This window comes from Macromonas nakdongensis (assembly GCF_002837145.1).
In the GTDB taxonomy this organism is placed as follows: domain Bacteria; phylum Pseudomonadota; class Gammaproteobacteria; order Burkholderiales; family Burkholderiaceae_C; genus Macromonas_B; species Macromonas_B nakdongensis.
In genome coordinates this window covers 54758-78014 of record NZ_NWMV01000027.1, presented here as the reverse complement: position 1 = coordinate 78014, position 23257 = coordinate 54758, and the positions used below count along the sequence as shown (strand labels likewise).

Genomic DNA, 23257 nt, shown 5'->3' with positions numbered 1-23257 from the left:
CGGTGGCCAGGGCGGCGCGCACCGCGGCTTCGGTGGGCTGGCGCCAACGCGCGGCCACGTGCTGGTCGGGCCGGAGCAGGTAGGCGGTGCCGGGCGTGGCGTCCAGCCGCTGCTGCACCAGGCCCTGCACATCCTTCAAATCCTGCCCAATGGCGATGGGGGTGACATGGGGCAGGCCATGCGCCCAGACCGGCACGGGGCCGAATACCAGCAGGGTAAAGTCTGCGGCGGTTTCGCGCAACAGCCAGCTGGCGCGGCCATCGGCGCGCTGCACCGGGGCGTCGGTGAGCGGCGCGCCAGGCTGCATCTTGCCGGCAAAGGTGTCCACGTCCGCCGTGTTCAGGCGGGAACCGTGCAGCGTGGCCGGCACCGACAAGCGCCCGCTGTTGACGAGGCGGCGGGCAAAGTCGTGCTCGCGCGCCAGGTCCAGCGTGGCGTCGCGGAACAAGCGGCTGATCTCGCTCTTGGGCGTGATGAAGTCGGTGGCGCGGGTGGAGTTGAGGATGTTCTCGTCCGCCGCGTACTCGCGCTCGGGACCGTAGCTGGCCAGCAGTTCGGGGCCGGCCCAGCCTTTGAGCAGCCAGTCCAGCTTCCAGGCCAGGTTGTCGGCGTCCTGCACGCCGCTGTTGGCGCCGCGGGCGCCGAAGGGCGACACGCCGTGGGCGGCATCCCCCGCAAACACCACCCGACCGTGGACGAAGCGGTCCATGCGCAGACAGGCAAAGGTGTAAACGCTGGCCCACTCCAGGGTGAAATCCACGTCCTTGCCCAGCAGCGCCTTGACGCGCGGAATGATGTGCTCGGGCTTCTTTTCTTCTTCCGGGTCGGCGTCCCAGCCGAGCTGGAAGTCGATGCGCCAGACGTTGTCGGGCTCGCGGTGCAGCAGCACGCTCTGGTGGGGGTGGAAAGGCGGGTCGAACCAGAACCAGCGCTCGGTCGGGAAGTCCGCGGTCATCTTCACGTCGGCGATGAGGAAGCGGTCCTGGAAGATGCGGCCCTTACTCTCCAGCCCCATCAGGCCGCGCAGCGGCGAGCGAGAGCCGTCGCAGGCCAGCACCCAGGCGGCGTCCAGCGTGTAAGCCCCCTCGGGGGTGTCGATGGTCAGCAGGGCGCCGTCGTCGCGTGCGTTCAGGCCCGTGACCTTGTTGCCCCAGCGGATGTCGATCAGGGGCAACTGCAGCGCACGCTCGACCAGATAAGCCTCGCAGTAGTACTGCTGCAGGTTGATGAAGGCCGGGCGCTCGTGCGCGGCTTCGGGCAGCAGGTTGAACTGGTAGAGCTGCTGGTCTTTGAAAAAGACCTTGCCGACGTTCCACGACACGCCCTTGTCCACCATCGGGTCGCCCACGCCGAGGCGGTCCCAGATTTCCAACGTGCGCTTGGCAAAACACAGCGCGCGCGAGCCGATGGAGAGCTTGTGGTCGTTGTCCAGCACCACCACCGGCTGGCCGCGCTGGGCCAGGTCGATGGCCAGGGTCAGGCCGACCGGGCCGGCGCCCACCACCACGATGGGGTGGCGCACCGGGGTGGGCGCGTCCTGGTCGGGCGAACGGCGGTACGGGAATTCGATGGCCTGCACCGCTTCACCGGGGCCACGGAAGGGAAAACTGGAGGCGTCAAGGGCGGGCATGGTGTCCTCTGCTGGGGTGGAGACGGTAAGGGGCGCAGCACTGCCCGCCGCCCCGGGGTTCGACCCGGGGCGGTGCAAGCAGCGGTGGGTGAAAGGGCCCGATCGCTCGGGCTGTACCAGGGGGCCGTCAGACGGCGGCGCACCCCGGCGGTGGCGGCCTCAGCCTTCCAGGGCCAGCCACATCTGGCGGTCGCGCTCGGCGGTCCAGATGCGGGGGTGCTGGTGCTCGGTGGCCTCGTCGTAGGCGCGCGTCACGTCGAAGGGCATGCAGTGGTTGAAGATGACCCAGTGGCCGTACTTGGGCTGCAGCTGGGCGAAGGTGTCTTCGTAGACGGCGCGCAGGTCCTTGCCGGCAGCGACACCGGCCTGCACGCTGGCGTACAGGTCCTTGATGAAATCGCGCGTGCCCTGCAGGCCGGCCTGAACCTGTTCGGGCGTGGTCAAGGCGGCGCCACGGCCGGGCACCAGCTTTTCGGGCTGCAGCGCGGCCACGTTGTCCAGCGTCTGCGGCCAGTCGCTGAAGTAGGCGTCGCCGGCGTAGGGGGTGGCGTCGAACTCCACCAGGTCGCCGCTGAACAGGATTTTTTCTGACGGAATCCAGGCCACGGTGTCGCCCTTGGTGTGGCCACGGCCCAGTTGGATCAGTTGCACTTCCAGGCTGCCCAGCCACACGCTCATCTTGCCTTCGAAGGTCATGGTCGGCCAGGTCAGGCCCTCGGGCACGCTTTCCACGTTCTGGAACAGGCGCGGGAAGCGGCCGATTTCGCTGGCCTTGTCGAACTCGCCGCGCTCGACCACCAGGTCGTAGGTGTCGCGGCTGGCGATGATCTGCTCGCCGCCTTCGGCCATGTAGGCGCTGGCGCCCAGCACGCGCACCGCGTGGTAGTGGCTCATCACCACGTACTTGATGGGCTTGTCGGTCACCTCGCGGATGCGGCGGATCACGTCCTGCGCCATCACCGGCGTGGCCTGGGTGTCGATCACCATCACCGCGTCGTCGCCGATGATGATGCCGGTGTTCGGGTCGCCCTCGGCGGTGTAGGCGTAGGCGTGCTCGGAGAGTTTCTCGAACGTGACTTTCTTTTCTTCCAGGTCGGCGGCGGAGGCGAAGGTTTTGGTACTCATGCGGAGGCTCCTTGAAAATTCAACAATAACAAACGCGTTTGATTTGAATCGATGGCCGCGATGGTACCCAAAATATTCGCCGATGACAAACGGATTTGTTTAAGTAAAAACCCGAAGCTCCCCGAAAGTGGCGGCGCGCGGCGGCACAATCGCCCCATGCACACGGAGAAACCCCCAGCACCGGCCGACGCCACCGAAGACACCGAGGCGCGGCCCTCGCGCGGCATCCAGAGCGTGGAGGTGGGCGGCCAGCTGCTCAAGGCCCTGGCCCGCACCGGCCGGCGCATGGCCCTGAAGGACTTGGCGCGCGCGGCCGACATGACGGCCGCCAAGGCCCACCCTTATCTGGTGAGCTTCGGCAAGCTGGGGCTGATCGAGCAGGACCCGGTCAGCGGCCACTACGGGCTGGGGCCGCTGGCCCTGCAGCTGGGCCTGATCGGCCTGCAGCAGGTGGACCCGGTGCGGCTGGCCATCGCCGAACTGCCCGCGCTGGCGCAGCGCGTGGGCTGCACCGTGTCGGCCGCCGTCTGGGGGGTGGACGGGCCCATCATCATCCGCGTGGAAGAAGGCCCGACCGCGGTGCACGTGGCCATGCGGCACGGCACCCCGGCCTCGCTGCGGCACACCGGCACCGGCAAGATTTTTGCGGCTTTCGGGCCGCAGGCCGACATCGCCGCCGCGCTGGCCCGAGAAGGCCTGGCCGGCGCCCTGGACGAGCCGGCCTTTGCCGCCGAGCTGGCCGAGATCCGCCGCGCCGGCATGACCCGGGTGCGCGACGAGTTGCTGCCCGGCATCAGCGCCATGGCGGTGCCGGTGTTCGACGGTTTCGGGCGGCTGGTGCTGGCCATCGCCGCCATCGGCCCCAGCGCCATGCTCGACCTGGCGGAGCACAGTGCCCAGACCGAAGCGCTGCGGGCCGTGGGGCAACACCTGTCGCAACGCCTGGGCGCCCGACCCGGGGCCTGACCAAGCTCCCTCAAGCACCGCACGCAGAGCCCGGCCACGCACGATCTGCCAGAGGCGAACAGCCGACTGCCAGAACCGAACAGTCTGACCGCAGGCAACGGCCTAGACTGGGCCCGGACTTGCACCCCGGACAAAAGGGCGGGCCGCCACGCAAGTCTCCCAGGCACCGCCTCACAGGAGACAACATGACACACCCTCGCCTCACCGCCGCCCTGGACTCGGTCCTGCGCCAGAACGTCGAACGCCACGGGGGCTCCCCCGGCGTGGTCGCCATGGTCACCGACCGCCAGGGCAACCTCTACGAAGGCGCTGCCGGCACGCGCGAGCTGGGCCAGGACCGCCCGATGACGACCGATTCGGTGTTCGCCATCTTCTCCACCACCAAGGCACTGGCCGGCGTTTGCCTGATGCAATTGGTGGAAGAAGGTGCCCTGCGGCTGGACGATCCGGCCGGGCGCTACGTGCCCGAGATCGACGAACTGCAGGTGCTCGACGGCTTCGATGCCGCGGGCCAGCCCAAGACGCGCGCCCCGAAGCGCCGCATCACCGTCAACGACCTGATGCTGCACACCAGTGGCCTGTGCTACGAATTCTTCAGCCACGACGACCTGGCTTTCCGCAACGCCCGAGGCATCCCCACCGTGGTGTCCTGCACCTTCGATTCGGTGCGCACCGTGCTGCTGCACGACCCCGGCGAACGCTGGACCTACGGCGTCAACATCGACTGGGTCGGGCGCATTGTCGAACGACTGCGCGGCAAGCGCCTGGGCGAAGTGATGCAGGAACGCATCTTCCAGCCCCTGGGCATGTGCGACATCGGCTTCACCCTGAGCGAGTCGATGGCACAGCGTCGCGTCACCCTCCACGACCGCGCGGCCAATGGCCTGCTCACCCCCCTGCCCGACCTGGTGCTGCCACAGCCGCCGGCCATGGACTGCGGCGGCCACGGTCTGTACGCCACCGTGGGCGAATACATGAAGTTCATCCGCATGATCCTCAACGACGGCATGGGCGAACACGGGCGGGTACTGCGCGCCGACACCGTGGCCGCCATGGCGCGTGACGGCCTGGCCGACCTGGGCCTGTCCGCCACCGGCTGGACCAGCTCCATCCCCTCGCTCAGCAACGCCGGCGAGTTCTTCCCCGGCGACGACAAAGGCTGGGGCTACACCTTCATGGTCAACCGCGGCACCGCGCCCACCGGCCGCCCAGCCGGCTCGCTCATGTGGGCCGGCCTGGCCAACCTGTACTACTGGATCGACCGCCAGAACGGCATCGGGGGCTACTGGGCCAGCCAGATCCTGCCATTCCAGGACGCGGCCTCCTACCCCGGGTTTGTCGAATTCGAAACCACCGTCTACCATCTGCGCTGACGCGGCAGTCGGGGCGGGCATGGGCCCGCCCCGACTGCCGCCGCAGAGGAGACGAGCACACATGGACAGCATCCGCCACGTGCTGGTGCGCGACCACCTGGGCCAGCCGAGTGCGCGGCACCGGCTGGTGGCCTCGCGCGACTGGGACGACATCCGACAATGGTCCGACCGGGTCTACATGCCCTACCGCGTGACACCCCTGGGCAAAAGCCGCACGCCCGATTCGGTGCTCGACGCCTGCCGCATCGGCCACTTCACCCTGAGCCGCTTCAAATACGGCATTCCGGTGAACATCCGCGACTTTTCCTCCGAAACCGGCACCGGCATGGTGCTGACCACCCTGCAGGGCAGCGCCCGCCATTGGTCCGAAGCCCACACGTTCAGCGACACCGGTGTGGGCGACGCCTTCGTGGTGGACAACTCGCGCACCCATTACTGGGTCGATTTCGACGAGCACCACCTGCAGGTCAACCTGACGTTCGAGCACGACGCCCTGGCCGCGCTGCACGAACGCTGGTTCGGCCAGCCCGCCGACGAACGGCTGTGGCAGCTCAAGTTCCGCCTGGGCGGGGCCGGCTCCAGTTGGCTGGGGCTGCTGAACTACCTGTGCCAGTGCGTGACCGAACACCCCGACGCTGTGGCCACAGGCCCCCTGGGCAAACACCTGGAAGAAATGCTGGGGGTGCACCTGCTGACGCAGTGGCGCGCGCAACGCGAACAACCCAGCCATGCCAGCGCCTACCGGCTGGCACCGCGCCACGTGCTGGCGGCGGAACGGCACCTGCGCGAGCACGCCCGGCACGCCCCCACGCTGACCGAACTGGCCACCGCCGCGGGCGTGAGCGTGCGCACCCTGAACCAGGCTTTTCGCACTTACCGCGGCACCAGCCCCATGGCCGCGCTCAAAGAGCAGCGCCTCCAAGGCGTGCGCGCCGAACTGCTGCTGGCCGAAGGCACGGCCACGGTGCAGTCCATTGCCGGCGACTGGGGCTTTGTGAACCTCGGCCTGTTCGCCCGGAGCTACCGCGAGCGCTTCGGCGAACTGCCCTCCCAGACGCTGCAGCAGCGCCGGTTGCACTGAACCGGCTGCCGCTCAGCGCCCCGTGAACACCGGTGCGCGGCGTTCGGCAAAGGCAGTGCGGCCTTCGGCAAAGTCGCGGCTGCCCTGGGTCAGGGCCTCGCGGCTGCGCCAGTCGGCCAGCTTGTCTTCGCCCCAGGCAATTTCCTGGATGGTCTGCTTCATGCCCTGCAAGGCCAGCGGCGCCATGGCGGCAGCCCGGTCGGCCCACTCGGCCACGGCCGTGGGCAAGGCGTCGGGCGCCACCAGCCGGTCGAGGTAGCCCATGGCCAGCAGCTCGGCTGCCGGCGTGGCTTCGGCCAGCAGAAACAGGCGGCGCGTGGCCCCCAGACCCAGGCGTGCCACGTAACGGCGCAGGCCGCTGGGGTAGTAGTGCAAGCCCAGCGCAGCGGCGGGCATGCGCAGCTCCATGCCCTCCACCCCGATGCGGAAGTCGCAGGCCAGGGCCAGGTCGGTGGCGCCACCGAACACGCTGCCGCTCAGCGCACACACGGTCAGCGCCCGCACCCGGGCCAGGGCGTCGGGCACCTGCTCGAAGGCCATGGGCGCATGCCCCTGTTCGTTGAATTCTCCGATGTGGTAACCCGCGCTGAAGACCCGCGCCGTGGGCAGGGTGCGTGCGGTCAACACCAGCACCCGCACCTGCGGGTCGTCGTTGACCGCTTCGAACTGCTGCAGCAGGGTGCGCAGGTCCTCGTCGTGCAGGCGGTTGCGGTGCGCCGGGCGGTTCAGGGTGATGGTGGCCACGTCGGCCGCCACGGTCAGGAGGGGCGGCGACGCGTCGGGCCAAGGCTGGTGGCTGGGCCAGGTGGGCAAGGTCATGGAGCAGGAAAAAGGAAGGGGGCTCAGAACGGCAAGGCGGGGTGGGTCAGCAGGCGTTCGACAAAATCGCGGCGCTGCTGCTTGTCCTCTTCGCTGCCCTGGGCGCGGAACAGCGATTCGGACTGCATGTAGCTGTACATCAGAAAGGCCCGGTTGCGGGCCGGCACGGGGCCAAAGCCCAGGCGCTGGAAGCAGTCTTCGATGTAGCGCAGGCGCATGGCATCGACCTCGTCCACCACGGCCCGGGCCATTTCGTCGCGGCGCGCCCAGGCGCGGATCGCCAGCTCGATGGCGCCCCCACGCTGGGCCCGGGCGCCATGGAAAGGCAAGGCGGCCAGTTCGTGGATCACGCTCTGCACCGCCACCCCCTGCTGGTTGTGCGCGGCGATCACCTGCTCGGTCTGGGTCTGCTTCCAGGCTTGCAAGAGGCGCTGCAACAGGTCGTCCCGGTCGACGAAATGCCAGTAAAAGCTGCCGCGGGTGACGCCCAAGGTCTTGGCCAGCACGTCCACGCGCACCCCCTCCACGCTCTTGTCCACCAACACGTCGGCGGCCACCCGCAGCCAGTCTTGCGGCGACAGGGTGACGCGGGCGCCCAGGCGGCCGGCGGGGGATGGGGGGCTGACGGTGGTCATGGCGGCTTTGATGATAGCCGGCCCCGACCGGGGTCCGGACCGGCAAGTCGGGAGCCCCAGGTTTTCCCCGATGGCAGGTCGGAGAAATCCGCTCAAAATTCAACCATACAGTTCTGAATGGTAACGAATTGCGCGCAAACCCAGGGAAAACCCTAGGACTCATGCCGCGACAAATTCCCTTCGTTTAGTTATTATTAATAACTATATTCACCCCTCAGCCCAAAGGTTCCCATGAGCACCCTCCACTCCCACGCCGCCCCCGCGACCGACGCCGTGCAACTGACCATGCACGGCGATGTGGCCGTGGTGCGCCTGTGCCGCCCGGCCAAGCGCAACGCCCTGAGCGACGGCCTGATCCTGGCCATCCGCGACACCTTCCAGAACCTGCCGGCCAATGCCCGGGCTGCCGTGATCCACGGCGAGGGCGACCACTTCTGCGCCGGCCTGGACCTGTCGGAACTGCAGGAGCGTGACGCCGGCGAAGGCATCTTCCACTCGCGCATGTGGCACCAGGCGCTGGATTGCGTGGAAAAGGGCAATGTGCCCGTGGTGGCCGCCCTGCACGGCGCGGTGGTGGGCGGCGGCCTGGAACTGGCCAGCGCCTGCCACATCCGCGTGGCCGACGAGTCCACCTTCTTCGCCCTGCCCGAAGGCACGCGCGGCATCTTCGTGGGCGGCGGCGGCTCGGTGCGCGTGCCCAAGCTGATCGGCGCGGCCCGCATGACCGACATGATGCTGACCGGCCGCGTCTACAACGCGGTCGATGGCGAGCGCGTCGGCCTGTCGCAGTACGTGGTGCCTGCTGGCACCGCCCTGGACAAGGCCCTGGAGCTGGCCACCCGCATCGCCACCAACGCCCCGCTGACCAACTTCGCGCTGATGCACGCCCTGCCCCGCATCGCGGAACAGCCGGGCGACCACGGCTTCTTCACCGAAGCCCTGATTTCCTCCATCGCCCAGGCCGCGCCCGAGGCCAAGGCGCGCGTGCGCGCCTTCCTGGAAGGCAAGGCCGCCAAGGTGCAAAAAGCCTGACCCCCACACCCCGGCAGAGAGAGACCATGAGCAACGCCCCCTTCCGCCCGCTCACCTTCGGGGTGACGCGCGTCACGCTGAAAGACGGCCCCGTCGGCACCCACTACCTGAACGCCGAACAGGCCCTGCAACCCTTTCCCGACCGCCTGGCCGACCGCCTGCGCCAATGGGCCGAGGCCGCACCCGACCGCACCTGGATGGCCCGCCGCCAGCCCGGCAGCGGCGAGTGGCGCCACATCAGCTATGCCGAGGCCTGGGCCACCGCCCGGCGCATCGCGCAAGGCCTGATCGACCGGGGCCTGAGCGCCGAACGGCCGGTGGCCATCCTCAGTGAAAACAGCCTCGAGCACGCCCTGCTGGCCCTGGGCTGCCTGGTGGCGGGCGTGCCCTACGTGCCGACCTCGCCGGCCTATTCGCTGGTCAGCACCGACTACGACAAGCTCAAGCACGTGGTGCGCACCGTGACCCCGGGCCTGCTCTTCGCCACCGACGCGGCCCGCTACGGCAAGGCGCTGCAGGCCGTGGCCGGCGACGGCGTGGAGGTGGTGCTGGTGGAAGGCGCGCTGGACGGCCGCGCCAGCACCGCCTTTGCCGACCTGGCCGCCACGCCCGCCACCGCTGCGGTGGACACGGCCATGGCCCGCACCGGCGCGGACACCATCGTCAAATTCCTGTTCACCAGCGGCTCCACCAAGCTGCCCAAGGCGGTCATCAACACCAACCGCATGTGGTGCGCCAACCAGCAGCAGATGACCCAGTCCATGCCGGTGCTGCAGGAAGACCCGCTGGTGCTGGTGGACTGGCTGCCCTGGAACCACACCTTCGGTGGCAACCACAACTTCGGCATGGTGCTCTACCACGGCGGCACCATGTACATCGACGACGGCAAGCCGACGCCCGCACTGATCGGCGAAACCCTGCGCAACCTGCGCGAGGTGGCGCCCACGGTGTACTTCAACGTGCCCACCGGTTTCGAGGCCATCGCCAACGCCATGAAGACCGACGACACGCTGCGCCGGACCTTCCTGTCGCGCGTGAAGATGTTCTTCTACGCCGGCGCCGCCCTGGCCCAGCCGGTGTGGGACAGCCTGTACGAGAGCGAGGAGCGCGAAATCGGCCAACGCATCGTCATGACCTCGGGCTTGGGCATGACCGAATCCGGCCCCTTCGGCCTGTTCGTCACCAGCCCCAACGTCAAGGCCGGCGACCTGGGCGTGCCCACGCCGGGCATGGAAGTCAAGCTGGTGGACATGCAGGGCAAGACCGAGGTGCGCTACCGCGGCCCCAACATCACCCCCGGCTACTGGCGCGCCCCGGCCGAAACCGCCGAGGCCTTCGACGAAGAAGGCTTCTTCTGCTCCGGCGACGCGGTCAAGTGGATCGACGAGACCGACACCCACCAGGGCCTGAAGTTCGACGGCCGCATCGCCGAGGACTTCAAGCTCGCCACCGGCACCTTCGTCAGCGTCGGCCCGCTGCGCGGCAAGATCATCGCCGCGGGTGCCCCCTACATCCAGGACGTGGTGCTGACCGGCCTGAACCTGAAAGAGGTCGGCGCCATGGTGTTCCCGACCCCCAAGGTGCGCGAACTGTGCGACCTGCCGGACGACACCTCGCTGCACGACGTGCTCGACCACCCGGCGGTGCTGGCCCGTTTCCAGACCCTCGTCAACGAACTGGCCCGCAGCGCCACCGGCAGCGCCAACCGCATCGCCCGCCTGTGCCTGCTGGCCGACCCGCCCACCATCGACCGCGGCGAGATCACCGACAAAGGTTCGATCAACCAGCGCGCCGTGCTCAGCCACCGCGCCGACACCGTGGCCAAGCTGCACGCCGACGAGTTGCACTACATCCTCAAGCCGCAGGCCTGAGCCCCCATTTTTCACAAGGAACGACCATGGCCCACAAGGGATTTTTCAACGCCTTCAACGACGTGTGGATGCTGGACGGCGTGCGCACCCCGATGGTGGACTACTGCGGCGCGCTCGGCCACATTTCCCCCACCGACCTGGGCATCAAGGCCGCGCGCGAGGCGCTGGCCCGCAACGGCGTCAAGCCGGCCGACATCGGCTCGGTCATCACCGGCAACATGGCGCCCGGCGACTTCGACCAATTCTTCCTGCCGCGCCACATCGGCCTGTACGCCGGCGTGCCGCAAGACGTGCCGGCCATCATGGCGCAGCGCATCTGCGGCACCGGCTTTGAGCTGTTCCGCCAGGCCGGCGAGCAGATCGAGGCCGGGGCCTGCGACGCCGCGCTGGTGGTGGGCACCGAGAGCATGACGCGCAACCCCATCGCCGCGTTTGACCACCGCACCGGCTTCAAGCTGGGCGCGCCGGTGGGCTTCAAGGACTACATGTGGGAGGCCCTGAAAGACCCGGCCGCCGGCATCAACATGATCCAGACCGCCGAGAACCTGGCCAAGAAGTACGGCATCAGCCGCGAGGACGTGGACCAGTTCGCCAGCGACTCCTTCGCCAAAGCCGTGGCCGCGCAGGAAGCCGGTTTCTTCGACGGCGAAATCGTGCCGGTCGTCACCGAGAAATTCGAGGTCGAAGGCCTGAAGCCGCGCGGCATCAAGCTGCAAGGCAAGGTCACCAGCGTGGACCGCGACACGCACGCCCGCGTTTCGCCCGTGGAGGTGCTGGCCAAGCTCAAGCCGGTGTACGAAGGCGGTGTGCAGACCGGCGGCAACAGTTCGGCGCTGGTGGACGCGGCCGCTGCCTGCATCGTCACCTCCGGCGCCTACGCCAAAGCGAATGGCAAAACGCCCGCCGCCCGCGTGGTGGCCGCGGCCGCTGTGGGCGTGCCGCCCGAAATCATGGGCATCGGCCCGGCGCCGGCCATCCGCCTGCTGCTGGAACGCACCGGCCTGCAACTGTCCGACATTGGCCGCTTCGAGATCAACGAAGCCCAGGGTGCACAGACGCTCGCCGTGGGCCGCGAACTGGGCCTGGACCTGGCCAAGCTCAACGTCAACGGCGGCGCCATCGCGCTGGGCCACCCGCTGGCCTGCACCGGCGTGCGCCTGACCCTCACTCTGGCGCGCGAACTGCGCCGCAGTGGCCTGCGCTACGGCATCTCCAGCGCCTGCGTGGGCGGCGGCCAGGGCATTGCGCTGCTGATCGAGAACCCGGACGCGGCCTGATTTTTTAAGGACAGACACCATGGACATTCAAGGCAAAGCAGCCCTCGTCACCGGCGGCGGCTCCGGTTTGGGCGAGGCCACCGCCCGCGAACTCGCCCGCCTGGGCGCGAAAGTGGCGGTGCTGGACGTGAACCTGGACAACGCCCAGCGCGTGGCAGCCGACATCGGCGGCATTGCGGTGCAATGCGACGTCACCAGCCCCGACAGCGTGCAGGCCGCCATCGAAGCGGCCGCCGCGGCCCACGGCCCGGCGCGCATCCTCATGCAAATCGCCGGCATCGGCACCGCCAAGCGCGTGGTCGGCAAGGACGGCACCGCCGCCCCGCTGGAGGACTTCGCCAAGGTCATCCACGTCAACCTGATCGGCACCTACAACGTGGCCCGGCTGTTCGCCGCCGCCTGCGCCAAGCTGGACCCGATGGAGGACGGCGAACGCGGCGCCATGGTGTTCACCGCCTCGGTCGCCGCCTACGACGGCCAGGTGGGCCAGCAGGCCTACAGCGCGTCGAAAGCCGGCGTGGTGGGCATGACCCTGCCCATGGCGCGCGATCTGGCGCAGCACGGCATCCGCGTCTGCACCATCGCCCCCGGCCTGTTCGCCACCCCGCTCATGGCCACCCTGCCCGAGCCGGTGCAGCAGTCGCTGGCGGCCAGCATCCCCTTCCCCTCGCGCCTGGGCAAGCCCAGCGAGTTCGCCGAACTGGCCTGCCACATCGTCAGCAACGGCCACCTCAACGGCGAAACCATCCGCCTGGACGGTGCCCTGCGCATGAGTCCTCGTTGACCACCCCCGCGCCGCACCTGCGGTGCGTCACCCCCTCCAGGGGGCGATGCCAGTGGCCCGGCCAAGCCGGTTCCACGGCATCCCTGAAACAAAACCGAAAGATTTGTGTATGGCCAAAACCGTTGTGTACGAAGTGGACGTGATGTTCGGCGACTGCGACCCCGCCGGCATCGTCTTCTTCCCCAACTTCAGCAAGTGGATGGACGCCTCGTCCCTCAACTTCTTTGTGAAATGCGGCGTGCCGCCCTGGCGCGAATTGGTCAAGACGCGCGGCATCATCGGCACCCCGCTGCTGGAAATCAACACCAAGTTCATACGCCCGGCCACCTACGGCGAACGCCTGCAGGTGCACACCAGCATCGTCGAATGGCGCGACAAGGTCGTGATCCAGAAACACGTGGTCATGCGCGGCGACACCGTGCTCTGCGAAGGCCTGGAAACCCGCGCCTTCTGCATCAAACACCCCGACGACCCGGACCGCATCAAGGCCATCCCCGTGCCCGAGGACATCAAGGCCCTCTGCAGCTGACCCCCACCCGCACCGCCTCCGACCCATGAACCACTACCAGCCCCGTGCCGAAGACATCGGCTTCATCCTGTTCGACGTGCTGCAGGCCCCGGCCACCCTGGCCGAGCTGCCGGCCCTGGCCGACAACGCCGACCCCGACCTGATGCGCCAGGTGCTCGAAGAGGCCGGCAAGTTCGTGGGCGAGGTGGTGGCCCCGCTCAACCGCGACGGCGACGAGATCGGCGCCCAGTGGAAGGACGGCGCGGTGACCATGCCCCCGGGCTTCCGCGACGCCTACCAGGCCTTCTGGCAGGCCGGCTGGCCGGCCCTGTCGGGCGCGCCTGAAGACGGTGGCCAGGGCCTGCCCACCGTGCTGGAAATGGTGCTGTACGAATGGCTCAGCGCCGCCAACCACGGCTGGACCATGGCCCCCGGCCTGCTGCACGGCGCCTACGACTGCATCAAGCACCACGCCAGCCCCGAACTGCAAGCCCGCTACCTGGAAAAAGTGGCCACCGGCGAATGGCTAGCCACCATGTGCCTGACCGAACCGCACGCCGGCTCCGACCTCGGGCTGGCCCGCACCAAGGCCGTGCCGCAGGCCGACGGCAGCTACCAAATCAGCGGCACCAAAATCTTCATCAGCGGCGGCGAGCACGACCTGACCGACAACATCGTCCACCTGGTGCTGGCCCGCCTGCCAGACAGCCCACCCGGCCCCAAAGGCCTGTCGCTGTTCCTGGTGCCCAAGTTCTACGAAGACGGCAGCCGCAGCGCCGCCGTGTGCGAGCGCATCGAAGAAAAAATGGGCCTGCACGGCAGCCCCACCTGCGTCATGCGCTTCGACGAAGCCACCGGCTGGCTCGTGGGCGAGGTGGGCAAGGGCCTCAACGCCATGTTCCTGATGATGAACGCCGCACGCCTGCACGTCGCACTGCAGGGCGTGGGCCTGCTCGACGCGGCCTGGCAAAAGGCCGACGCCTACGCCCGCGACCGCCGCCAGATGCGCGCCCCGGTGCGGCAAAACCCGGCCGAGGCGGCCGACTTCATCATCGAGCACCCGGCGGTGCAGCGCCTGCTCGACACCCAGCGCGCCTGGGTGGACGCCGGCCGCGTGCTGGCCTACCAGACCGCCATCGAGCTGGACGTGGCCAAACACCACCCCGACGCCGCCCGCCGCCAGCAGGCCCAGCAGTGGTGCGCTCTGGCCACGCCGGTGCTCAAATCGGCCTGGACGGACCAAGCCTTCCACGGCGGCAGCGACTGCCTGCAGGTCTTCGGCGGCCACGGCTACGTGCGCGAATGGGGCATCGAACAGGTGGTGCGTGATTCGCGCGTGGCCATGATCTACGAAGGCACCAACGAAATCCAGGCGCAGGACCTGCTGTTCCGCAAGGTATTGCCCGACGCCGGCGCCGCCCTGGGCGCCGTGCTCGACCGCCTGCAGGCCGATCTGGACGTCCACCCCGGCCCCGCCAGCGAGTGTGCCCAGGCCGGTTTCGCCGCTCTGCGCACGCTGCTGGCCGACCTGGTCGGTGGCGACGCGGCACAGGCCCAGCGCTTGTACCCGGTGGCGGGCGATTTCCTGCGCGCCGTGACCCTGAGCCTGATGGCCTGGGCCCGCGTCCGGCTGGAAGCTGCTGCGCCGGCCCAGACCCAGACCAGCACCCTGGCCTTCGACCGCTGGGTCTGGCCGGAACACGCCATGCGCCTGGCCATGGTCGGGGCGGCCTGGCGCGGTTGAGCGGCTGGGGCTGTCAGCCAGGTGCCAGAAAGGCGGCACGCGGCGCGCTAACATCCCGGCGTACCCAAGCCCGACACCGATGACCGACCGCCCCGCCCCCACCGCCGCCCGCCGCCCGCCCCGCAACCGCACTGCTCTGGGCCCGGCCCCGGTCGCCACCGCTCCGGACACGCCGTCCCCGGTGAACACGGCTTTCCTGGAAACCCTGGTGGGCTACAACGCCCGGCGCGCGGCGCTGGCGGTGATCGGCACCTTCATGCAACGCATGGCCCCGTTCGATCTGCGCGTGGTCGACTTTTCGGTGCTGACGCTGGTCGCGCACAACCCCGGCATCACTTCGCGCCAGCTGTGCACCGCGCTCGACATCCTGCCCCCCAACCTGGTGGGCATGGTGCGCCAGCTGGAACAGCGCGGCCTGCTGGAAAAACGCGAACACCCCAGCGACCGCCGCGCCCAGGGCCTGCACCTCACCGAAGCGGGCACGGCCCTGCAGCAAGACACCCAGGCCATCGTGACCTCGCTCGAATCCGAATCGGTCACGCACCTGAGCGAGACCGAACGCGACACCCTGATCCGGCTGCTGCGCAAGGTGTACCAGCCCGCCGGCTGACCCCCCGCCCGGGGCCTCCACAGAAATTTCGCGCACAGGCCTTGAAAGCCCGTGCCGCGCACCCATTTGAGCCAGTATTTGATCAACCCAGGCCACCGCCCCCCGCTTTTCGCGCCATGCAACACGACCAAGACCCGACCTACAACAAACCCCAAGGCCACGACGTGAACGCCCCGATCAGCCCCGAAGAAGCCGAAGCCGCTGCGGCCGCCCAGCAGGCCGACGCCACCCAGGAGCTGGCCCAGCTCAAAGCCCAAAACGCCGAACTGGCCGAGCAGTACCTGCGCGCCAAGGCCGAGGTCGAAAACATGCGCCGCCGCACCGAAGAAGAGGTGAGCAAGGTGCGCAAGTTCGCGGTGGAAGGCTTCGCCGAAAGCCTGCTGCCGGTGATCGACAGCCTGGAAGCCGGCCTGGCCGTGCAGGAAGCCAGCGTGCAGCAGATCCGCGAAGGGGCCGAGGCCACCCTCAAGCAGTTGCACAGCGCGCTGAACCGCAACAAGGTGCTGGCCATCGCCCCCGCCGCTGGCGAAAAGTTCGACCCGCACCAGCACCAGGCCATCAGCATGGTGCCGGCCGACCAGGAAGCCAACACCGTGGTGGCCGTGCTGCAAAAGGGCTACCTGATCGCCGAACGCGTGCTGCGCCCGGCCCTGGTGACCGTGGCCGCGCCGAAATAAACCACAGCCCGGGTTTTCGTGGGCAGCGCCCCTTGAAAACCCTGGCGCCAGCCACACCTTTGCAGCAGTTCAGTCTTTTTTCAGATTTCAAGCATCTTCAGGAGTAACACATGGGCAAGATCATCGGCATCGACCTGGGCACCACCAACTCGTGCGTGGCCATCATGGAAGGCAACACCACGCGCGTCATCGAAAACAGCGAAGGCGCCCGCACCACCCCGTCCATCATCGCCTACCAGGAAGACGGCGAGATCCTGGTCGGCGCCTCGGCCAAGCGCCAGGCCGTGACCAACCCCAAGAACACGGTGTACGCCGCCAAGCGCCTGATCGGCCGCAAGTTCACCGAAAAAGAAGTGCAGAAGGACATCGACCTGATGCCCTACACCATCAGCGCGGCCGACAACGGCGACGCCTGGATCGAAGTGCGCGGCCAGAAGCTGGCCCCGCCGCAGATCAGCGCCGAAGTGCTGCGCAAGATGAAGAAGACCGCCGAGGACTACCTGGGCGAGGCCGTGACCGAAGCCGTGATCACCGTGCCGGCCTACTTCAACGACGCCCAGCGCCAGGCCACCAAGGACGCCGGCCGCATCGCCGGTCTGGATGTGAAGCGCATCATCAATGAACCCACCGCCGCCGCCCTGGCCTTTGGCCTGGACAAAGCCGGCAAGGGTGACCGCAAGATCGCCGTGTACGACCTGGGTGGCGGCACCTTCGACGTGTCCATCATCGAAATCGCCGACGTGGACGGCGAAAAGCAGTTCGAGGTGCTGTCCACCAACGGCGACACCTTCCTGGGCGGCGAAGACTTCGACCAGCGCATCATCGACTACATCATTGCCGAGTTCAAGAAAGAACAAGGCGTGGACCTAACCAAGGACGTGCTGGCCCTGCAGCGCCTGAAGGAAGCGGCCGAAAAGGCCAAGATCGAGCTGTCCAACAGCGCGCAGACCGACGTCAACCTGCCCTACATCACCGCCGACGCGACCGGCCCCAAGCACCTGAACATCAAGCTCACCCGCGCCAAGCTGGAAAGCCTGGTGGACGAGCTGATTGAGCGCACCATCGCCCCCTGCCGCACCGCTATCAAGGACGCTGGCGTGAGCGTGAGCGACATCGACGACGTGATCCTGGTCGGCGGCATGAGCCGCATGCCCAAGGTGCAGGAAAAGGTGAAAGAGTTCTTCGGCAAAGAGCCGCGCAAGGACGTGAACCCCGACGAAGCCGTGGCCGTGGGCGCCGCGATTCAGGGCCAGGTGCTGGGCGGCGACCGCACCGACGTGCTGCTGCTGGACGTGACCCCGCTGTCCCTGGGCATCGAGACCATGGGCGGTGTCATGACCAAGATGATCAGCAAGAACACCACCATCCCGACCAAGTTCGCTCAGACCTTCTCCACCGCCGACGACAACCAGCCGGCCGTGACGATCAAGGTGTTCCAGGGCGAACGCGAGATGGCCGCCGGCAACAAGCTGCTGGGCGAGTTCAACCTCGAAGGCATCCCGCCGGCCCCGCGCGGCATCCCGCAAATCGAGGTGTCGTTCGACATCGACGCCAACGGCATCCTGCACGTGGGCGCCAAGGACAAGGGCACCGGCAAGGAAAACAAGATCACCATCAAAGCCAACTCGGGCCTGACCGAGGAGGAAATCCAGAAGATGGTGAAGGACGCCGAACTCAACGCCGCCGAAGACCACAAAAAGGTGGAACTGGTGCAGGCGCGCAACCAGGGCGACGCGCTGGTCAGCTCGGTCAAGAAGAGCCTGAACGAGTACGGCGACAAGCTCGACGCGGCCGAGAAGGACAAGATCGAAGCCGCCATCAAGGCCGTGGAAGAAGCCGTCAAGGGCGACGACAAAGACGCCATTGAAGCCAAGACCAATGAGCTGATGACCGCCAGCCAGAAGCTGGGTGAGAAAATGTACGCCGACATGCAGGCCAGCCAGGCCGCCGCGGGCGCGGCCGGTGCCGCCGAAGGCGCCCAGGCGCAGGCCGGTGGCAACCGTCCGGCCGACGACGACGTGGTCGATGCCGAAGTCAAGGAAGTCAAGCGCGACTGATCCGTGCCCTGTGGCGCACCCGGCCTCGGCCGGGGCGCCCTGCCCCACCGCCGTGCCCGGTCTGACCAGGCACGGCGTTTGCACTCGAACCGCAAACTGGTAGAGAAATGGCCAAACGAGACTTTTACGAAATCCTGGGCGTAGCCAAAACCGCCAGCGACGACGACATCAAAAAAGCGTATCGCAAGCTGGCGATGAAGCACCACCCTGACCGCAACCAGGGGGACAAGGCCAAGGAAGCCGAAGAGAAGTTCAAGGAAGCCAAAGAGGCCTACGAGATGCTGAGCGACCCGCAGAAACGGGCCGCCTACGACCAGTACGGCCACGCCGGCGTGGACCCGAACATGCGCGGCGGTCCGGGCGGCGCCGAAGGCTTCGGCGGTTTCTCTGAGGCGTTTGGCGACATCTTTGGCGACATCTTCGGTGGCCAGCGCGGCGGTGGCCGCGGGCGCCAGGTCTACCGTGGCAACGACCTGTCGTACGCCATGGAAATCAGCCTGGAAGAAGCCGCCCACGGCAAGGACGCACAAATCCGCATCCCCAGCTGGGAAGACTGCGACACCTGCAGCGGCACCGGCGCCAAGCCCGGCACCAGCGTCAAGACCTGCCCAAGCTGCAACGGCCAAGGCGTGGTGCAGATGCGCCAGGGCTTCTTCAGCGTGCAGCAGACCTGCCCGCACTGCCACGGCAGCGGCAAGATCATCCCCGAGCCCTGCACCAGCTGCAACGGCCAGGGCAAGCTGAAAAAGCACAAGACGCTGGAGATCAAGATCCCCGCGGGCATCGACGACGGCATGCGCATCCGCTCGGCCGGCAACGGCGAACCCGGGCGCAACGGCGGCCCCTCGGGCGACCTGTTCATCGAAATCCGCATCCGCAAGCACGACATCTTCGAGCGCGACGGCGACGACCTGCACTGCCAGGTGCCGGTGAGCATCACCACCGCAGCCCTGGGCGGCGAAATCGCCGTGCCCACGCTGGGCGGCAAAGCCACCATCGACATCCCCGAAGGCACCCAGCACGGCAAGACCTTCCGCCTGCGCGGGCGCGGCATCAAAGGGGTGCGCGCCAGCTACCCGGGCGACCTGTACGTGCACATTGTGGTGGAAACCCCGGTCAAGCTGACCGAGCACCAGCGCAAGCTGCTGCGCGAACTGGAAGACTCCTTCCAGAAAGGCGGCCACAAACACAGCCCGAACGACAAGGGCTGGTTCGAGAAGGCCAAGGAGTTCTTCAGCTGACGGCGGTGGACAGCGCCTCGGTGCGGTGCACCGGGCGCTCCCAGCCCTGTGCCGGGTCGTCTTCGGCGCGCACCTCGATCAGCGGCGGCATGGCCGCCTGAATGGCCCCAAAAATCGTGGCAAAGGCCACATCGGCCGCGTCGCGCCCGGTGCCGATGCGGATGAAACCCATCGGAATGGCCGTTCCCGACGGATCGAACAGGTACCAGCGGTGGCCCAGGTACACCTCCACGTAGGCGTGGAAGTCGGGCGGGCCCAGGGCCGGGTCGGCGCCGTAGTCGGTGCCGGTCACGAAGCGCGCCGGAATGTTCAGCGCCCGACACAGCGCGATGAACAGGTGGGCGAAGTCGCGGCACACGCCCACGCGGTCGCGCAAGGTATCCAGCGCCGAGGTGCCCGAATGGCTGGTGTTGGGCGTGAACTTGACCTGTTGGCGCACCCAAGCCTGCACGGCCTGCACCCTGGCGTAGCCCTGCGGCAAAGCGCCGAACAGGCCCATCACGGTGGCGCCCAAGGCGTCCGACGGGCAGTAGCGGCTGGGGTACAGGTAAGGCAACACGGCCGCCGGCAACTGCGCCACCGGAATCTCTGGGACTTCGGGAGGGGCTTGCACATGGTGCTGCACATCCACCGTGCAGCGGTAATCCACCGCCAGCCAGCCGGGCGGCGCTTTCAGGCGCAGCAGGCGGTTGTGGGTCACCGGGTCCACGGCTTCCTGCGTGTACCAGAAAGGCTGCAGGTTCAGTTGCTCCGACACCACGCGCTGCTGCGCCGTTTGGGCGGCCTGGAGGTTGAACACAAAGTCTGCGCCTTGCAGACCCACGTCGTAGCACAAACGAATGTGCGTGTGAATACGGACCATCCAGGCATTAAGTCACAGAAAACGCCCACCACCCGGGCGACGCCGGATTTATTCGCAGCCGCTCTGACCGGAGGCGAGCGCGCGGCGTGCGGCCCCACCCAAAGCACCGGGGCTCGTGCACAATGGTTGCGAAGGAGACTGCCGTGAGCGTGAACATCACCTTTCTGGGCGGGGCCGGTACCGTGACCGGCTCCAAATTCCTGGTCCAGTTCGACGGCCAACGCCTGCTGGTGGACTGCGGGCTGTTCCAGGGCTACAAGACGCTGCGCCTGCGCAACCGGGTGCCCCTGCCTTTCGAACCCCACCACCTGCAGGCCGTCGTCCTCACCCACGCACACCTGGACCACAGCGGGCACTTTCCGCTGCTGGTCAAAGAGGGCTTCCGGGGCAAGGCCTGGTGCACCCCGGGCACGCGCGACCTGTGCGCCATCCTCCTGCCCGACAGCGGCCACATCCAGGAGGAAGACGCGGCTTTTGCCAACCGCCACGGTTTTTCCAAGCACACCCCGGCATTGCCCCTGTACACGGTGGAAGACGCCAAACGCAGCTTGCCGCACCTGCACGCCACCCCGGCGTTGCGCGAATTCGAGCCCATCCGCGGCTGGAAGGCGCGCTTCTACGGGGCCGGCCACATCGTCGGTGCCTCATCGGTGCTGATCGAGGTGGGCGGCAAGCGCCTGCTGTTCTCGGGCGACCTGGGGCGGCCGGACGACCTCATCATGCTGCCGCCCGACCCGCCGCCGGGGGCCGACGCGGTGATCGTCGAATCCACCTACGGCGATCGCCTGCACCCCCCGGAGCAGTTGATCGACGAACTCGCCCCGCTGCTGGACAAGGTGGCGGCACGCGGCGGCACCGCGGTGCTGCCGGTGTTCGCGGTGGGCCGGGCCCAGGCCCTGCTGCACGCCATCGCCGAACTCAAGCGCCAGCACCGCCTGCCGCACGCGCTGCCCATTTACCTGGACAGCCCCATGGCCATCCACAGCACCGCCACCTTCACCCAGCACCTGGGCGAACACCGCCTGAACGCGGCGCAGTGCAACGCCCTGGCACACGTGGCGCGCATGGTGCAGACGCCGGACGAATCCAAGGCCATTGCCGCCCACCACGGGCCCAAGGTGATCCTGGCCGCCAGCGGCATGGCCACCGGCGGGCGCGTGCTGCACCACCTGGTGCAGTACCTGGGCGACCACCGCAACCTGGTGCTGCTGACCGGCTACCAGGCCCCGGGCACGCGCGGGGCCACTCTGGCCAACGGGGGCACCAGCCTGCGCATCCACGGCCAGGAAGTGGCGGTGCGGGCCGAGGTGGCGCAGTTGCAATCGGCCTCGGCCCATGCCGACGCCGGCCAACTCATGCAGTGGCTGCGGGCCATCCCCGGGCAGCCGCACCGGGCTTTCGTGGTGCACGGCGACCAGGAGGCGTCGGACACCCTGCGCCAGCGCATCGAGCACGAACTCGGCTGGCACGCCATGGCGCCCGAGCACGGCTCCACCTGGGTGGTGTGAGCCGGCGCCCGGCTCAAATAGGCACCCCCGCCGTGGCCCGGCGCAGAAAGTCCCACAGGTCGTCGTCGGCGCTGAAGGCGACGTTGAAGCGCATCCACGGCGTTGGCGCCAGGTCGGTGCTGAACAGGTGCCCAGGGCCGAGCAGGATGTCCTGCTCCGCCGCCTGGTAGGCCAGCTCCGTGGCGTTGGCGATGCGCGGGTGCTGCGCCCACAGGAACATGCCTGCCTTGGGCTCGGCAAACAGCTCGAAACCCAGGCCCTCCAGCCGGTCGGCCACGCGCTGGTGCGCCTGGGCCAGCCGCTCGCGCAAACCGCGCAGGTGCTTGCGCCAGCGGCCGTCGATCAGCGCGCCATAGACCAGGCGCTCGGAGAATTCGGACGAGGTCAGGCCCGAGATCATCTTCAGCTGGGCCAGGTCTTCCAGCACATCGGGGTGGGCGGCCACGTAGCCGACGCGCAGGTTGGGGGAAATGGTCTTGGAAAAGCTGCTGATGTACACCACCCGCTGCAACTGGTCCAGGCTGGCCAGCGAGGGGCGCGGGTCCGGGTCCAGGTCGGCGTAAATGTCGTTTTCCACCACCATGAACTGGTAGCGCTCGGCCAGTTGCACCACGCGGTGCAGGTGCGCCAGGTGCGCCACCGAACCGGTCGGGCTCTGCAGCCGCGGCTGGGTGAAAAACACCTTGGGCCGGTGCACCAGCACCAGTTCCTCCAGGGCGGCCAGGTCGTAACCACTGGGCGTGCGCGGCACGCCGATCAACCGGGCCCCGAGGAAACGCAGCGAAAACAACAGATTGGGGTAACCGGGCTCGTCCACCAGCACCGCGTCACCGGGCTGCACCATGCGGCGCGCCACCATGTCCATGGCCTGGCTGGAGCCGTTGGTCAGCAGCACCTGGTCGGCCCCGAGCACGATCTCCTGCTCGGCCAGCAGGTCGCGCACCAGCTGGCGCAGGGGCAAAAAACCCTTGGGCTCGCCGTAGCCCCCCAGGTCCACCGGCTCCGACGCCAGGCTGCGCAGGCTGCGGCGCAAGCCTTCTTCAAACAGCCACTCGCCCGGCAGCCAACCGCAACCCGGCTTCATGCGCAGCTTGCGGTTTTCGAAGACGCGGCGCAGGTACCACATCGAGTCGAAGTTGTAGTTCGTCCCCGGCTGCCCCGGCAGGTTGGTGCGCACCTCGCGGCGCCGCACAAAAAACCCCGAATGCGGACGCGACACGAAAAAACCTTGCGCCACCAGGCGGTCGTAGGCATCGACCACGGTGTACACGCTCACCCCGTGCGCGTGCGCAAACTGGCGGATGGACGGCGCCTTGGCCCCCGGGCGCAACGCTCCCGACTCGATCAGGTCCCGAAACCCTTCCACGATCTGCATGACGAGCGGGGTGGTGTTTTGCGGGTCTAGGGTGAACATGAAGGCATTCGGGTTGGACTGTACAGGTCGGTCGGGCTGCACA

20 protein-coding genes are annotated in these 23257 nt (G+C 68.0%); 14 read left to right on the top strand and 6 right to left on the bottom strand.

The window, feature by feature from the left end:
* Positions 1 to 1630: FAD-dependent oxidoreductase (locus CON77_RS05285; RefSeq protein WP_101048096.1), on the bottom strand; the 1630-nt coding region annotated here is incomplete at its 3' end.
* Positions 1631 to 1789: 159 nt separating this feature from the next.
* Positions 1790 to 2755: an MBL fold metallo-hydrolase gene (locus CON77_RS05280; protein ID WP_101048088.1), complete on the bottom strand. Its 966-nt coding sequence runs from the start codon at positions 2753 to 2755 to the stop codon at positions 1790 to 1792.
* A gap of 156 nt (positions 2756 to 2911) precedes the next feature.
* Here CON77_RS05280 and CON77_RS05275 point away from each other — a divergent pair, with 156 nt between their 5' ends.
* The 3 genes from CON77_RS05275 (at position 2912) to CON77_RS05265 (ending at position 6175) form a co-directional block, all read left to right on the top strand.
* The gene (locus CON77_RS05275; protein WP_101048087.1) at positions 2912 to 3721 is read left to right on the top strand and encodes an IclR family transcriptional regulator; all 810 of its coding nucleotides are present in this window, start codon (positions 2912 to 2914) and stop codon (positions 3719 to 3721) included.
* 185 nt (positions 3722 to 3906) lie between these two features.
* Positions 3907 to 5094, top strand: coding sequence for a methyl acetate hydrolase AcmB (acmB, locus tag CON77_RS05270; protein ID WP_101048086.1), 1188 nt, complete (start codon positions 3907 to 3909; stop codon positions 5092 to 5094).
* Positions 5095 to 5155: 61 nt separating this feature from the next.
* Positions 5156 to 6175 carry an AraC family transcriptional regulator gene (locus CON77_RS05265; protein ID WP_198552273.1) on the top strand — a complete coding sequence of 340 codons (1020 nt, stop codon included), beginning with the start codon at positions 5156 to 5158 and terminating at the stop codon, positions 6173 to 6175.
* Positions 6176 to 6187: 12 nt separating this feature from the next.
* On the opposite strand, the gene CON77_RS05260 is transcribed toward CON77_RS05265, so the two are convergent.
* Both CON77_RS05260 and CON77_RS05255 read right to left on the bottom strand, forming a co-directional pair.
* Positions 6188 to 6994 carry an enoyl-CoA hydratase/isomerase family protein gene (locus CON77_RS05260; protein ID WP_101048084.1) on the bottom strand — a complete coding sequence of 269 codons (807 nt, stop codon included), beginning with the start codon at positions 6992 to 6994 and terminating at the stop codon, positions 6188 to 6190.
* 23 nt (positions 6995 to 7017) lie between these two features.
* Positions 7018 to 7629: a TetR/AcrR family transcriptional regulator gene (locus CON77_RS05255; protein WP_101048083.1), complete on the bottom strand. Its 612-nt coding sequence runs from the start codon at positions 7627 to 7629 to the stop codon at positions 7018 to 7020.
* A gap of 231 nt (positions 7630 to 7860) precedes the next feature.
* Between CON77_RS05255 and CON77_RS05250 the strand changes: the two genes are divergently transcribed.
* The 10 genes from CON77_RS05250 (at position 7861) to dnaJ (ending at position 19430) form a co-directional block, all read left to right on the top strand.
* Positions 7861 to 8661, top strand: coding sequence for a crotonase/enoyl-CoA hydratase family protein (locus CON77_RS05250; protein WP_101048082.1), 801 nt, complete (start codon positions 7861 to 7863; stop codon positions 8659 to 8661).
* 26 nt (positions 8662 to 8687) lie between these two features.
* Positions 8688 to 10532 (top strand): feruloyl-CoA synthase, encoded by a 1845-nt coding sequence (locus CON77_RS05245; RefSeq protein ID WP_101048081.1) that lies wholly within the window; start codon positions 8688 to 8690, stop codon positions 10530 to 10532.
* Between the two features lie 26 nt (positions 10533 to 10558).
* The gene (locus CON77_RS05240; RefSeq protein WP_101048080.1) at positions 10559 to 11809 is read left to right on the top strand and encodes a thiolase family protein; all 1251 of its coding nucleotides are present in this window, start codon (positions 10559 to 10561) and stop codon (positions 11807 to 11809) included.
* A gap of 19 nt (positions 11810 to 11828) precedes the next feature.
* On the top strand, positions 11829 to 12593 hold the full coding sequence (locus CON77_RS05235; protein WP_101048079.1) for an SDR family NAD(P)-dependent oxidoreductase: 765 nt from the start codon (positions 11829 to 11831) through the stop codon (positions 12591 to 12593).
* 109 nt (positions 12594 to 12702) lie between these two features.
* Positions 12703 to 13122 (top strand): acyl-CoA thioesterase, encoded by a 420-nt coding sequence (locus tag CON77_RS05230; RefSeq protein ID WP_101048078.1) that lies wholly within the window; start codon positions 12703 to 12705, stop codon positions 13120 to 13122.
* Between the two features lie 25 nt (positions 13123 to 13147).
* Positions 13148 to 14845, top strand: coding sequence for an acyl-CoA dehydrogenase family protein (locus tag CON77_RS05225; RefSeq protein WP_101048077.1), 1698 nt, complete (start codon positions 13148 to 13150; stop codon positions 14843 to 14845).
* Between the two features lie 79 nt (positions 14846 to 14924).
* Entirely contained in the window at positions 14925 to 15455 is a 531-nt protein-coding gene (locus CON77_RS05220; RefSeq protein WP_101048076.1) for a MarR family winged helix-turn-helix transcriptional regulator, read from the top strand.
* Between the two features lie 116 nt (positions 15456 to 15571).
* On the top strand, positions 15572 to 16132 hold the full coding sequence (grpE, locus tag CON77_RS05215; protein WP_101048075.1) for a nucleotide exchange factor GrpE: 561 nt from the start codon (positions 15572 to 15574) through the stop codon (positions 16130 to 16132).
* Positions 16133 to 16242: 110 nt separating this feature from the next.
* A complete protein-coding gene (gene dnaK, locus CON77_RS05210; protein ID WP_101048074.1) occupies positions 16243 to 18189 on the top strand; it encodes a molecular chaperone DnaK in 1947 nt (648 codons plus the stop codon).
* Positions 18190 to 18296: 107 nt separating this feature from the next.
* The gene (dnaJ, locus tag CON77_RS05205) at positions 18297 to 19430 is read left to right on the top strand and encodes a molecular chaperone DnaJ (RefSeq protein ID WP_101048073.1); all 1134 of its coding nucleotides are present in this window, start codon (positions 18297 to 18299) and stop codon (positions 19428 to 19430) included.
* Here dnaJ and CON77_RS05200 read toward each other — a convergent pair.
* Positions 19423 to 20292, bottom strand: a complete 870-nt coding sequence (locus CON77_RS05200; RefSeq protein ID WP_101048072.1) for a transglutaminase-like domain-containing protein — start codon at positions 20290 to 20292, stop codon at positions 19423 to 19425. The genes dnaJ and CON77_RS05200 overlap by 8 nt on opposite strands.
* 143 nt (positions 20293 to 20435) lie before the next feature.
* Here CON77_RS05200 and CON77_RS05195 point away from each other — a divergent pair, with 143 nt between their 5' ends.
* Positions 20436 to 21800 (top strand): MBL fold metallo-hydrolase RNA specificity domain-containing protein, encoded by a 1365-nt coding sequence (locus CON77_RS05195; protein WP_101048071.1) that lies wholly within the window; start codon positions 20436 to 20438, stop codon positions 21798 to 21800.
* A gap of 13 nt (positions 21801 to 21813) precedes the next feature.
* Here CON77_RS05195 and CON77_RS05190 read toward each other — a convergent pair whose 3' ends face one another.
* Positions 21814 to 23214, bottom strand: coding sequence for an aminotransferase-like domain-containing protein (locus CON77_RS05190; protein WP_101048070.1), 1401 nt, complete (start codon positions 23212 to 23214; stop codon positions 21814 to 21816).
* Positions 23215 to 23257: the final 43 nt, after the last annotated feature.